The organism is Sporosarcina sp. AD_1, from assembly GCF_057373025.1.
The window spans coordinates 543517-557188 of record NZ_JBPVIR010000002.1 but is presented as its reverse complement, the minus strand read 5'-3'; the positions used below and the strand labels follow the sequence as shown (position 1 = coordinate 557188).

Annotated in this window: 14 protein-coding genes and 1 pseudogene; 12 read left to right on the top strand and 3 right to left on the bottom strand. The window is 41.7% G+C overall.

Translation table 11 applies throughout. From position 1 onward, the window contains the following. The first annotated feature begins 118 nt into the window (after window positions 1-118). From ACSW3C_RS06110 to ACSW3C_RS06070, 9 genes are all read left to right on the top strand, one after another. Complete coding sequence (locus ACSW3C_RS06110; RefSeq protein WP_486561483.1) at window positions 119-838, top strand: ABC transporter ATP-binding protein; 720 nt, start codon at window positions 119-121, stop codon at window positions 836-838. Continuing rightward, window positions 807-3269, top strand: coding sequence for an FtsX-like permease family protein (locus tag ACSW3C_RS06105; protein ID WP_486561481.1), 2463 nt, complete (start codon window positions 807-809; stop codon window positions 3267-3269). The genes ACSW3C_RS06110 and ACSW3C_RS06105 overlap by 32 nt, the downstream gene beginning before the upstream one ends. Before the next feature lie 4 nt (window positions 3270-3273). Further along, complete coding sequence (locus ACSW3C_RS06100; RefSeq protein WP_486561480.1) at window positions 3274-3777, top strand: PadR family transcriptional regulator; 504 nt, start codon at window positions 3274-3276, stop codon at window positions 3775-3777. Between the two features lie 67 nt (window positions 3778-3844). Continuing rightward, a complete protein-coding gene (locus tag ACSW3C_RS06095) occupies window positions 3845-4495 on the top strand; it encodes a hypothetical protein (protein WP_486561478.1) in 651 nt (216 codons plus the stop codon). A gap of 83 nt (window positions 4496-4578) precedes the next feature. Beyond that, on the top strand, window positions 4579-5193 hold the full coding sequence (locus ACSW3C_RS06090) for a lysophospholipid acyltransferase family protein (protein ID WP_486561523.1): 615 nt from the start codon (window positions 4579-4581) through the stop codon (window positions 5191-5193). A 345-nt stretch (window positions 5194-5538) separates the two neighbouring features. Further along, window positions 5539-5991 (top strand): GNAT family N-acetyltransferase, encoded by a 453-nt coding sequence (locus ACSW3C_RS06085; protein WP_486561476.1) that lies wholly within the window; start codon window positions 5539-5541, stop codon window positions 5989-5991. Then, a complete protein-coding gene (locus ACSW3C_RS06080) occupies window positions 5992-6627 on the top strand; it encodes an NAD(P)-dependent oxidoreductase (protein WP_486561475.1) in 636 nt (211 codons plus the stop codon). 313 nt (window positions 6628-6940) lie between these two features. Further along, window positions 6941-7741, top strand: coding sequence for a VanW family protein (locus tag ACSW3C_RS06075; protein ID WP_486561474.1), 801 nt, complete (start codon window positions 6941-6943; stop codon window positions 7739-7741). Window positions 7742-7809: 68 nt separating this feature from the next. Continuing rightward, the gene (locus tag ACSW3C_RS06070) at window positions 7810-8340 is read left to right on the top strand and encodes a D-glycero-alpha-D-manno-heptose-1,7-bisphosphate 7-phosphatase (RefSeq protein WP_486561473.1); all 531 of its coding nucleotides are present in this window, start codon (window positions 7810-7812) and stop codon (window positions 8338-8340) included. A 37-nt stretch (window positions 8341-8377) separates the two neighbouring features. Here the strand turns inward: ACSW3C_RS06070 and ACSW3C_RS06065 are convergent, their stop codons facing one another. From ACSW3C_RS06065 to ACSW3C_RS06055, 3 genes and pseudogenes are all read right to left on the bottom strand, one after another. Then, entirely contained in the window at window positions 8378-9007 is a 630-nt protein-coding gene (locus tag ACSW3C_RS06065) for a type 1 glutamine amidotransferase family protein (RefSeq protein WP_486561522.1), read from the bottom strand. A gap of 61 nt (window positions 9008-9068) precedes the next feature. Further along, a pseudogene (locus tag ACSW3C_RS06060) lies at window positions 9069-10040 on the bottom strand (helix-turn-helix transcriptional regulator). Window positions 10041-10116: 76 nt separating this feature from the next. After that, window positions 10117-11571, bottom strand: coding sequence for an alanine/glycine:cation symporter family protein (locus ACSW3C_RS06055; protein ID WP_486561471.1), 1455 nt, complete (start codon window positions 11569-11571; stop codon window positions 10117-10119). Window positions 11572-11761: 190 nt separating this feature from the next. Here ACSW3C_RS06055 and ACSW3C_RS06050 point away from each other — a divergent pair, with 190 nt between their 5' ends. The 3 genes from ACSW3C_RS06050 to ACSW3C_RS06040 all read left to right on the top strand — a co-directional run bounded on the left by ACSW3C_RS06050 (window position 11762) and on the right by ACSW3C_RS06040 (window position 13617). Then, window positions 11762-12550, top strand: coding sequence for an MBL fold metallo-hydrolase (locus ACSW3C_RS06050; RefSeq protein ID WP_486561470.1), 789 nt, complete (start codon window positions 11762-11764; stop codon window positions 12548-12550). 121 nt (window positions 12551-12671) lie between these two features. Then, the gene (locus ACSW3C_RS06045; protein ID WP_486561468.1) at window positions 12672-12992 is read left to right on the top strand and encodes a hypothetical protein; all 321 of its coding nucleotides are present in this window, start codon (window positions 12672-12674) and stop codon (window positions 12990-12992) included. Continuing rightward, window positions 12979-13617: an O-methyltransferase gene (locus ACSW3C_RS06040; RefSeq protein ID WP_486561466.1), complete on the top strand. Its 639-nt coding sequence runs from the start codon at window positions 12979-12981 to the stop codon at window positions 13615-13617. The genes ACSW3C_RS06045 and ACSW3C_RS06040 overlap by 14 nt, the downstream gene beginning before the upstream one ends. The last annotated feature ends 55 nt before the right edge of the window (window positions 13618-13672 follow it).

Here is a 13672-nt window from a genome sequence, read left to right as displayed (position 1 = left end):
AGACCTTAATGGTCTTTTTTTTAAGGGATTTTATACGCCTCTGAATTAAATATTTTAATAATTTCTTTCGTAAACTATATACTTAGTATATAATAAATCGAGAATAGGAGGCGCTCAGATGATTAAAGTTAGTAATCTGCAAAAAGAATTTATGAATGGCCAGGAAACAACACCTGTATTAAAGGGAGTAAATTTGCACATTGAAGAAGGTGAATTCGTAGCGATCATGGGGCCGAGTGGCTCCGGGAAAAGCACATTGCTCCAACTACTGGGAGGTCTCGATATACCAACTAGTGGAGAAATTGAAATCAATCATGCACCAATACACGCCATGAAGGAAAGGGAACGGACTGTATTTCGGAGAAAAAAACTAGGCTTTGTTTTTCAAAATTATCAATTGCTGCCTACTTTAACAGTGGAAGAGAATGTCGCTTTTCCTCTACATGCGGACGGTAAACAGACGAAGGAAAACATGGAATGGGTTCATGAGTTAATTCGGTCTGTTGGATTGGAAGAATTAAAAAACAAGCATGCGAAGCTTTTGAGTGGAGGACAACAGCAACGTGTTGCAATTGCTCGAGCGTTAGCAAACCATCCAACCGTTTTATTGGCGGATGAACCGACAGGTAATTTGGATCGGGCCAGGGCGGAGGAAATCCTTGTTTTGCTGTCCACCTTTCACCGTAAAAATAAACAAACAATAGTAATGGTCACTCATGATATTTTCGCAGCTGGATTTGCAGATCGCATTATTCTTTTCAAAGATGGGGTCGTCGATCAAGTGATCTCTAGAAAGGATAGTGACTATGCTAAGTATTTGGCGAATTTCATGGCGTAATATAACACAAAATAAAAAAAGGTTTTTCTTTACCTTACTTGCGATGGTTCTAGGAACGGCTTTTGTAACTTCCATGTTAATTGCAGATAAAACGACGGATGATGTGTTTGATTACTATGAGAAAATGTACGTAGGAAATGCGGATTATTGGGTTTTAAGTGATGACTATGCATTTCAGGAAGACCTGATTTCACCTATTCTTCGTGATTCCAGTGTGACAAATGCATTGCTTGCACTAGATAAGCAAGCCTTCTTTGAACTTGCAGGTGATCGCTCTCTTAGTCAAAGGGCGGTGCGAATTACAGGGGTGAGTGATCAAAGCAGTTCTTTATTGACACTGCCAGTCATCGAAGGACAACTGGATAATAAAGGTCTCATTGTACCAGAACCGGTTGCCAATCTGTTAGGAAAGGGAGTCGGTGATACAATTCAGTTTACTGAAATGGGAGAAGCGAAGATTTCCGCCATTGTGGAATACACCCAATTGCTGGCGAGCCCCTCGAATTGGGAACGGGCTGAATCGACTAGCTTTCGTGTTATGGCTCCCTTGTCATTGCTGAGGGAATGGACAGGGAATCAGGATGAAATCTCGTATATGCGATTTCAAGTAGAAGGGGATGGAGAGGAGCTCTTTCGTACTTTCCAACAAAAATTCCATGGAATGACTGCTTACATTGAACCGGTTGTGTCGGATGATCTTCAAAGCAATGACATTGGAGGGCTTTACACGTTTTTCTACTTAGTTGCCGGACTATCCATTTTTATTAGTGGGTTTATCGTTTTTAATATGATCTATACAAGTGTGATGGAGAGAAAGAAAGAATTTGCGATCATGAAAAGTCTTGGTTACACGCAAAGTTCTGTTTCCAGACTTGTATTAATTGAAATGACGCTTTTAGCCCTTATCGGGACTGCAATTGGCGTTCCACTTGGAATAGGGCTGGGAGATCTGTTCATGAAAGCACTTCTCAGCGTATTTGAATTCGATATGGTCTATACATTGAATTGGAAAATGCCTTCCTTGCTTGCGGTCTTGATTGGTTTGCTTTTTCCAATTGTATTTTCTCTTTTCCCGATCTACTATGCGGGAAAGACTTCGATTTTATTAACAATGAAGGCGGCAGATCATACAGGATTCTCATCTAAACGCCATTTTTATAAAGTGTTCCTTGGTGTCGCGTTCCTTTTGTTGGGATTGATTGATCATCCCGCTGCTTACGTTGCAATAATCGGAGGAGTTTTGCTTTTATTCCCATACCTGTTAATGGGTCTAAGTTCTATCTTAAAACCATTGGTCAATACTCTTTTTAAGTATCCTGGTACATTGGCTTCTCGAAATGTTTTACAACAAGTAAACCGTAATGGAAATACCGCGGCGATCCTAGCCATAGGAATAGCAGTTATTATGTTGTTGAGCGCAGTAGTGGAATCAGCTCCAGAAGGATTCGGTAAGGAAATCCGAAGTACCTATGGCGGAAATATGAGGATCGTATCTGAAACACCATGGTCAGCAGAAGACATGATGAAGATTCTTTCGTATGGCGGCGTGTCAAATGTAGAGCCAGTAAGGGAGGCCGCTCCTATTACTTGGGAAACGATGGAAGGTCAGATGAGGCAATTCTCTGTTCTGTCGGTACGTGAAAATGGACCTTCTCTCTATATTCACGAACATGAAAAAGACCTTTCCAATCGGTTGCGTCAAAAACCTTCCGTCCTGCTTGGGACACGTGCTTTTTCCGAATGGGGAGGAACAATTGGGGAAAGCATCGTCTTGAATACCCCGAACGGAAAACAGTCTTTTGAAGTGATTGGCGTTGCTGAAACGTCGCATTATACTGGCTATATAGCTTTTATGGATGTTAATGTCATGAAAGATGTATTCGGTTGGAGAAACAGCTTTGATTTGCTGTTAAACGTTGATAGTGAGTCGTATGATACCGTGCGGGAACAATTATGGACTGATTTTGGCGGACACCTTTCTAAGCTCCATACAGTTGAGGAAGAAATACAGTCGTCAACCTCCGCAATTTCAGGCATGAAAGAACTTCTCATTGTCATGCTATTCCTCGTCATCGGGTTAGCAAGTATCGGAACCGCGAACACGCTATTAATGAACACCTTGGAACGTGTATCAGAACTTGGAACAATGCGGGCGCTCGGATTTACGAAACAACAGGTTCGAAATATGATATTGGCCGAAGGCATGATCATAGGGCTAACAGGTGTGTTAGGGGGACTGGCAACAGGCATCATCTTAATCTTTTTGACAAGCAGATTAAAGATGATGGAAGGGTTACTGTCTTTCCAATTTCCATATAGCGACATGCTGTTTACGGTAGTAGCAGGCTTTTCACTAAGCTTGGCCGCAGCCTGGATTTCCAGCAAAAGTGCGAGTAAAATGGATATCCAATCATTACTTAAAGAAGGTTGATAAATTGTCAGTCAAGTTTGGGATCTTAACTTTATTATACAACCAAAAAAATCATGGATACGAGTTGAAACTAGAATTGGATGCATTGCTTAGCGCGAAAGGAAAGATCAATCCAGGACAAATTTATACGACTCTGGATCGTCTTATTCGCGATCAGCTCGTCTCGTCAGCGGGAATGGATCAGCAGGAAAGAAAATTATATGAATTAGAGCCCAACGGCAAGCAAGAATTGGAAAAGTGGCTGTTGGAGCCGGTGCCTTACAACTCATCCAAAGAGGATTTCTTCTTTAAATGGAGTTGTGCCCGGAAAATCCACTTTCATGCAGAACAGCAAATGCTGGAGCAACAGAAAACGCTGATTATCCAAGAAGTGATGGAATTGACCCAATTAAAAACGGAATACCTATTGGAAGGTGACGAAACGAAATATTTACTGACCACCGGCATGTTATTCCACTTAGACGCTGATTTAAATTGGATCAACCAAGTCGTAAACCGGAACCGTTAAAGCTTGAGGCAGTGGCTGTGCAACGCTGCCTCGTACTTTGAAATTTAAGATAAGGAGGAATGATGTCATGGAGGCAATCCTATCTTACCAATGGGAAATTTTTTTTGCTGCTGAAGTATTATCCTTACTGTCACTATTTCTTTTCGGTATCTTCCGATATTTTCTTGATAGAACGCGACTAAGCATAGTGTTTATCATATCTTTCATATTGTTGTTATTCATTGAAGCTTTAGTAGGGCTGTATGTATATCGAGCCACGGGGGAAGTCTCCACATTTACTATCATCATTATAATCTTCGTTGCTTATGCCTGTACATTTGGCTTCTTTGATTTTAGGAATTTAGATCGATGGATGCGGAGGAAGATCGGCTCGTGGCGAGGAATTGAGTTATTATCGGAAAGAGATTATAGGATTTTAGAGCAAAATAGAAATCCAAAATATCTAGCTAAAAAATACCGCATTTCCTCATTGCTGCATTTGTTGGTCTTTGTGATCGGTCAAACAATATTGTGGTGGCTGGGAACCGAAAGTATGATCGAAATGAAGGCCTATTTGATGGACCTTTCATGGTTAAATGAGCGCAATGCTGAAAGATCTCCTTATCCAAACGAAGCCCTCTACACGATTGGTGTTATATGGGGAATTGCTTTTATAGCAGACTTTATTTATTCTTGGTCTTATACACTGCTTCCCACAAATAAGTCGATAAAATTATGACGGCAGAATTTAAGTGGAATAAACCTCCCTATTACTCTATAATTAGTACCTGGTACTATAACATGATGATAAAAGGTGATCGAATGTATAGAGTTATTTTGAGAGTCGCGAAGATGATTCTCGGAATGCTAGGGAAGTACGAAGTCAAAAACAAACATTTACTTCCTGCTGAAGGAGGATATATTGTTACGTGCACACATAGAGGCTGGTTGGATGTAGTCATTTTAGCAGTGTACATGCCAAGACCGATTCATTTTATGGCGAAGCAAGAACTCTTTCGAAACAAGTTACTGTCCTCCTTCCTTAGAAAACTGAACGCATTTCCGGTGAACCGGGAGAATCCTTCTCCGAGCAGCATCAAGATTCCAATAAAATTATTAAAAAAGGGAGAAGTGGTTGGTATTTTCCCGGGTGGCACTCGATCAACTGAAGATGTAGCTTTAAAGCGGGGTGCGGTCACCATAGCTAATCTCGCAAAGGTACCTGTTGTACCTGCAATATATGAAGGTCCACGAACAATTCGGGAACTGCTGAAAGTGAGAAAAGCCACAATAACTTTCGGGGAGCCGTTGTATGTTGAAACCAAAACAAAGGAAGAGCTAGCTTCATATACAATTCACCTTTCCGAACAGATGAATTCACTGCAATCCGGCAGGCAGGCCGCTGCCGAAAGAATAAAACAAGATGCAAGGAATTGAACATTTTTCATTAATCAGTAGGCGGCAGATAAGAGCAGTCCATGTAATATACGAGCACTTAGCAAAAAAATACGAGCAGTTATCCGGTATATACGAGCACTCCAGATAGAAATAAACTTCGAAATGATACAATAATAATGGAAGTAGCAGGCCCCTTTGGTTATGATCAAATCAGAGGGGCCTTTATTATGTGTAAAGCGAGATAAAAAGGAAATTGGACAAATCTTAGATTCTATCATCTATGATTCTTAACCTATGTACCAATACTCATATTGCTAATGACAACTGTCGCTATCACCATTAGATTTGGAGTAAAAACAATATGATTCAAAGGGGAAATAGTGGATGGAAGTTGAAGTACGAAACTTAGATAGACAGGATTATGAAGCGCTTGTTCAGCTTTTGGAACAGTTGGGCTATCCAAGTTCTTTGAATGAAATTGAAAAGCGCTTTAACCTGTTAAGTGAACAGGAAGCCTATCATTCCTTTGTAGCAGTCAAAGAGGGAAAAGTAGTTGGTTTTGCAGGCGTTTGCCGTATGTTTCCATTTGAAAGGGACGGCTGTTATGTAAGGATTCTTGCCTTTGTCGTTGACTCGAAAGTGAGGAATCAAGGCGTCGGTACCATTCTGTTGCAATCGATCGAACAATGGGCTAGAAATAACAATTGCAATAGTATCACTTTAAATAGCGGAAACCGGGAAGAACGAGTGGCGGCTCATGCTTTCTACGAAACAAACGGATATGTAGCGAGGAGCTCGGGTTTTTCTAAAAGTCTAGAGCAAGAAGGAGGATTTTGATTGGTACAACAACGTATTGCTATCATTGGTGGAACGGGCAAAGTGGGGAAGTACATAGCAGAAACTGGATTGGATAGAGGCTATTCTGTAAGAATGCTTGTACGGAATCCGGAGCGCGTTCAGAAGAATCAAGAAGGAATCGAGTTGATTGTTGGTGATGCATTGAACGCCGAGTCGATTGAAGAGACTATACGGGACTGCCATGCAGTCATTAATACATTTGGTCAGCCTGTTAGAGCGCTGCCGCTCTATAGTGAAGTTACAAAACTGGTTCTTTCCCATATGAAGGAGCATGGTATTCGAAGATATATTGGAGTAACGGGTGGATCTCTAACATTAGTTGGAGACCGTAAAAATCTCATGAATCGATTCGGAGCTGGGTTGTTTGAGATTTTATTCCCCAAGATGATGTTAGATAAACGGCTGGAGCATGATATGTTAAAGAAATCCGATGTGGATTGGTCGCTATTCCGATTGCCTTTTGTCTATGAGGGACCCCAACAAGGAGAAATACGTAAAAACCTGATTGATATGCCTGGGAGAAAAATTTCTAACAGGGATATTGCCCGTTTCCTAGTGGATCAGATTGAAATGACGATGTATCTTCATCAAACTCCATTTATCGCCGGGAAATAATACTTGGTGTAGTGATTTATCGTTGTTGTTTAGTACAATATATTACCTTAACTTGGTTGACGAAATTTGTTTATTATTTATTAAGTTGCTAATGAGGTACCACGTTTGGTTGAGCACATCGTCCATAAAGGCGTTAACTTTTCAGGTAGGCAAAACAGAGCATGAACCAGGTAGTCTATATATCAAAAAAGCATCTCTGCATAAACAAGTATCGTTTTTCTTTAGTGGAAGCACAACATTTTTCTCATAACAAGGAATCCTTCCCACATCTAGCGAATAGGAATGGATAGGATATGTTAAGGGGAGAATGTCAATGAGGCTATCTGAAATCCATCCATTTTTTTATCATGCTCGGATTGAGCAAAAGCGGTTGTTTCGAGGTCTGGCCAATTGGAGAGATCGGAAACAGTTTGCGAAGAAGAAAGAGCTAAGCACATACCTGTTTGCTTGCAAAAAGCATCAATCGCTATTGCGGCGAAAGCTTGGCAGCAGTGACCCGCAGCTGCAGGAAAATAAAGTGGTCAACTTAAAGATCGCTTCCGAAGCGATTGATGGGATTCTCATCCGGCCGGGCGAAGTGTTTTCTTTTTGGCGTGTTGTAGGTCGTGCAACGAAGGCGAAAGGGTATATTGAAGGAATGCAACTCTCGAGAGGTGAAGTGAAAACCGGAATAGGGGGCGGCGTTTGCCAGCTTGCTAACCTATTGTATTGGATGGCACTTCACACACCGCTTACTGTTGTAGAAAGGCATCATCATAGCTTTGATCCATTTCCGGATGAAGGCCGCGTGCTGCCATTCGGCAGTGGGGCAAGCGTCTTTTACAATTATGTTGATCTGCGTTTTAAAAATGAAACGGAGTATACATTCCAAATCAAATTGTGGCTTACGGATCGTCATTTAAAGGGAGCCATCTATTCCAATGTAGAGCTGGACTATGCTTATCATATTGTTGAAAAAGAGCATGCTTTTTATCAGCAGGATGGTAAAAATTATCGGCGGAACGAGATTTGGAGGAAAACGGTCGATAAAAGGACAGGCGATACGATCCAAGAAAAGATGCTGCTAAAGAATAATGCGGAAGTAAAATATGAGCTTGAATTATGTGGAGTATAATAATATTATTATGTAAACTTTTTCGAGTTGACTTGAGAACAGCGATTCCTAATCTGGGAGGGAACTAAATGAAAAAGGCGGTTTTTCTAGATCGGGATGGAGTCATCAATGAAGTGCTTACCGACCGGGTCAAATTTGTCAACCGTCCGCGTGATTTTTACTTTCTACCCGGCGTCCCGGCAGCCATAAAAAAGCTAAATGCCCATTTTGAATACATCTTTGTCGTCACCAATCAAGGCGGGGTAGGACTCGGTTTTATGAAAGAGTCACAGCTCCAGGCGATCCATCACCATATGATAGAGGAATTGCGAAAGGAAGGTGCGATTGTCCATGATGTAGCATACTGCCCGCATAAACCGAAATCGGGTTGTGCTTGCCGCAAGCCAAACAGCAAGCTGATCGAGGATTTGGCGGAAAAATATAAAGTCGATTTGTCGAAATCCTATATGGTAGGAGATACGGACACTGATGTTATGGCCGGCAAAAAAGCTGGAACGAAAGGCGTCTTCCTCGGCTCATTTGACCCGCTTGCTGATGCTGTTTTTCCAGACTTGCTGAGTGCTTCGGATTGGATGATTCATGATGCGCAAAGTGAATAAAAGCCCGCGTGCTAGAGCTGCGTGGCTTTTATTTATTTCAATCCATCGTATTCATTAACTGAAAAAAATACTCCGGCTGCTGGGTTCTGTTTAACTCATACCATGCAGTCAATGTATCAGTCTGAAAGACATCCAGAGATAACAGAACTTCTCTGGCGAATTCTAAAGAAGCGACCCCTGATGCGGTGATTAACTTTCCGCATGAAACTACACTTTCTTTCTGATAATACAATTCACCTTTATACTGGGGACTGACCATTGTTAAATAAGCTAGGTCATTGCTTGTATGTTTTCTTGTGTCCAGGTACCCGATATCAGCAAGTCCTATGGTGGCTCCACAAATCGCCGCCAGTAGAGTACCATGCTCAGCGGCTTTCGTTGCTTTTTCTAGCATCGGCATATGCGTTGCATCTCCCCACGTATTGCCGCCAGGTAAAATGATGACATCTTGACTCTTTACAGTACATTCATGAAGCGCGAGATCTGGTTTGATTACCAATCCGCCCATCGTTGTAATCATTTCTTTTGATAATCCGATCGTTATGACTTTTATGGGTTCAATTCCCTTTTTGAAAAATCTTCCTGAGTTCAATTCAGCAATCAAATACCCGTATTCCCAGTCAGACATCGAGTCAAATACATACATATACGCTTTTTTCTGCTCCACAATAAACACTCCAATTCCAGTTGATATGGCCATTATAATAAAACTTCCCTGACAGCTGCCGTCAGGGAAGTGTAGAAGATTGATGAAAATGAAGCAATTCAGTTAGAACTTCAATTAAGCTATTCTGTAAACTCTTTGGACCCATCACTCGAATGGATGTGCCGTACGGTAAGAGAAGGAAAGGTACAAACGTTTCGATCATTTCACGATCCAGCAGGAAGACCGCGTGGCCATCTTCCCGTTTTTGTATATAATGGCTTAAAAACCAATGCCTGCATAGATCGTCTATCACTTTTGGCTTTCCTTCAATGCAAACAGTCTCAATCCCTTCACTTGGTAATGCCGGCAGAAGTTTTTTCATAAAGAAGTCTTGCGGAGAAAAGTCTTTCGGCATACTGAATGAACGGTCGGTACCCGTTAAACTTAGTATCCGATCTACTCGGAAACTGCGGTTCTCCTGACGCAGATGGCAAAAGCCGATGACGTACCATCTTGAATTCCAAAAGATTACTTTGTACGGATCGATCAAACGGTCTAATGGCGATCCGTTATCTTTGACAGGATATTGAATGGTTACCGATAAGCAGTTCGCTACAGCTAGTTTCAAATCCTTTAAGAATGACTCGATTGAGTGGGAAACGGACCCCTTCATGACATCCAAAGTCGATACCTAAACGTTAACTTGTATTTCCTGTTTTTCATTCACATAGTTGCGGAGCTTTTCCATAGCTCTTTGGAGTGCTTCCCCGCCATAGTAGCCAGCTTCTTGTGCGAAGCGAGACGCATGGATCAGGGAAGTCTGCTCTTCAGCATCGAAAAAAAGCGGTGCTTCCTTAAAGTGATCTAATAGGCTATAGCCGCCGTGGTGGCCAGGTTCAGAAACAATAGGCACACCACTTGTCGATAGGGTATCAATATAGCGATATACCGTTCGAATATTCAGCTCCAGTTTGTCGGCAATTTGTTGCGCGGTAACTTTCTCATTTGAACGCAGCATCCAAAGAATGGCGAGCATATTGTCGATTGTAGGCATACTTCATCTCCCGATCTGGCATTTTCACTATTATACCTTGTGAGCTGCTCAGATTGTGAGAATGCAGGAATCCATCTTATTTCTTTTTCAATTTATCCTCATAGAACACATGAAAATTAGGATCAATCGTTCCGATGTTCAGGTGTCTCGCTTTATAGTCGCGCAATAAGGCGAAGAACTTCTTGCTAAGAATTAGCAATATGACAAGGTTGATGAAAGTCGGGATGGCTGTCGTAATATCCGCGAAATACCAGACGGCTTTACCTGGCAGATCGTAAGTGACTGCGTATACGACCATGAGAAGACCCGGAATCGGATAGAGCCACTTATAAAAGTTGAGCGTCTTGTTTTTGGTTTTGATCTTATTTTCCCCGCCGAATAGATGACGCAAGATGATTTCATAATACGTATACCAGCCGGTCGTAGTTGTTAAACCGAATAAAAAGATGCAAAGGGTGAGAATCATCCGTCCAGATTCTCCGATTCCAGTTTCAAAAGCGGATAAAGTCAGAGCGGCTCCATCCAGACCCGACGACCACGCACCTGTAATAATGATGGTGAAAGCAGTCATCGAACAAATGACGATTGTGTCGATGAAAACTTCGATCGCTCCCCACATCCCTTGTTTGATCGGATGGTTTGTTTTCGCTGTGGAATGAATCATCGGGGAAGTACCCCAGCCGGCTTCGTTGCTATAGACAGCGCGAGCGACGCCCATCCTGATCACTTGGGCAATTACCGCTCCTGTGAATCCGCCAACTGCAGCCATACCTGAAAATGCACTTTCGAAAATTAAACCAAATACTGGACCGATTTCAGAGAAATTCTTAAAAATGATAAATAACGATGCCAGAATATAAAAGATACTCATAAAAGGAATAAGCTTGGAGGCGATTTCTCCGATTCTCCTAATGCCCCCATAAATGATGACATAGATAAGGGTGACATAAATGAACGACGAAGGTATCATCCCAATTTTGAACGTCGAGCTGACCGCTTCGGAGACCGTGTAGTTTTGGAGAGTAATGAAAAAAGTCGTGAAAATCCCGAAACCAAAAAGGAAAGCAGGGATTTTCCAATACTTGAACTTTTTCTCCTCACCCAACCCTTTTTCCATGTAATAGGTTGGCCCTCCATATGGATTGCCTTTTTCGTCCGTGCTTCTGTAATGGACAGCTAATGAAACTTCCACGGTTTTAGTCATCATCCCGAGAAAGGCGGTTACCCACATCCAAAATACGGCTCCCGGGCCTCCAACCGCAATGGCAGTCGCCACCCCTCCGATATTGCCGACTCCAACGCTTCCGCCAATCGCGGTACTGACTGCCTGGAAAGGGGTTAATATTCCTTTCTCTTTAATGCTATCCTTTTTTGAAAATAATCTGCCGAATGTGGCTTTGAAAATATGCGGTAAATAGCCGAACTGAAAGAATTTACTCCCGATTGTAAAGTAGAGTCCAACGAATAACACGGTGAAAATGAGCGGCAATCCCCATAGCCAGTCCACAATTGTTTCTAAGATGGTTTCCATTTTCCTTGCCTCCTTTGTTTTTTTGTTGTCTGAAATGTTTGAACCATTCTATGAGGATGAATTAGCTTTGATTCAATGAAAGAATAATAAATTTGAAGCTGAATTGAACAGATGTTCGTATTGTGATATGGTGTTGGTAACAACTAGATGTAAAAATGCAAGCTAACAGATAAGGAAATGGGGAATGAGGATGAGGAGGATTCAAGATTCATGGTTTACAGTCACTCAAATCGATGAAGGCACTTTTGTCATTAGCGAATATGGACATTGGGAAAAGGTCCATTCCTATTTGCTGGTAGGAGAAGAAAAGGCTGCATTAATTGATACTGGACTTGGCATCGACAATATAAAACGAATAACTGACCAGGTCACTGATTTGCCGATCGTCGTGTTAACTACACATGTCCATTGGGATCATATCGGGAGCCATGGGAAGTTTAATGAGATTTATGTTCATGCGGATGAAGAGGACTGGCTAATCAACGGAATCAAAAAGCTGTCCATTGAGCAAATCAGAAAGGATGTAGCAAGAGATATCACGATTCCTGTGCCATCTACTTTTGATCCTCATATATACACACCGTTCACTGGAAAACCAACAGGTACATTGCAAGATGGCAATGAAATAAATATCGGTAATCGGAAGTTAGTAATATACCATACACCAGGTCATTCACCTGGTCATATTTCCATTTTTGATGAAAGCAGAGGTTATTTATTTACTGGTGATCTTTTATATGATGAAACTCCAGTTTATGCATTTTTCCCAACAACCGATCCGGTAGCTCTAGTACATTCATTAAAGAAATTGACAAGCATTCCAAACGTAACGAAAATCTATGGCGGCCATAACACAATTGGTTTGGAGCCCGGCATTCTAAATGAAGTGAAGTCAGCAGTGGAGTATTTGGAAAACAGAAATCTGGTACGTCATGGTACAGGAATACATCGTTTTGAACAATTTAGTGTTCAATTTTAATATGATCTTTTTTCCTTGCAGGAGCTTTATTCTCCGTGCAAGGTTTTTTATTTACTTTTTGTATACGTTTGTATACAATTGATAAAAAGTATACAAACGTATACAAAGGGAGATGTTTGATATGAGAAATGGCCATCATTACGGTGAAAGGCGCAAAGGACGAGAGGGCGGTCCATCTCGTGGCGGTGCTAAGACATTCCGAAGAGGACGAGTAATTGCGTTCTTAGAAACCCTTCAAGTAAAGCGGACGACAATTGCGGATCAATTAAAGAAACCGGAATTCCAATCAATCGAGCAAATACTTATTGGTGAGTTAAAAGCCATTGATATGGTGATCGACGAATACAAAATTCTATTCGAAATTCAGGAGGGAGAAACGACCGCGTCAGAGACCAAGGCGGAAGAAGAGATAAAGGAGGAAAACGAAAATGAAGAACATTAATTCATACATTGATCAAGTATTTGCCCCGACTGACGACGTGCTACATCATGTGCTTGCCTCTATTAAAGAAAATGGGATGAGATCTATTTCCGTCTCCCCATCTTCTGGAAAACTTCTAACGATGCTAGTAGCCTTAACGGGAGCAAAAAAAGTGCTGGAGATCGGAGCGCTCGGGGGCTTCAGTGGTATTTGCCTTGCTAGAGGCTTCGGGAATGCTGGGCATTTAACATCGTTGGAGCTAGAGCCGTCTTTTGCTGAACTGGCGCATGAAAATTTGTCGAAGGCAGGATTTGGGGAGCAGGTAACATACAAAACAGGTCCGGCCATTGATCGTTTAGATGAATTAAAAGCTGAAGGAACGACATTTGATTTTATTTTCATTGATGCGGATAAAGAAAACTATAAGAACTATTTGGATGCATGTATCGAATTGGCAGTTCCCGGTGCACTCATTGTGGCCGATAATGTTTTAGCAGGCGGTTCGGTGGCAAAACCGAGTGAACCACAAAAACGGTATACCGAGCAAATGATAAAGTTTAATGAATATGTGTCAAAACATCCTCAATTAGAATCTCTCCTCTTGCCAATTGGTGACGGAATGACGGTTTCTCGGGTAATAAAATAAGAGGTAGTATTCTATGGGTGGTTTGGGTGGATCCTGTACGGGAAGAGATAAAATA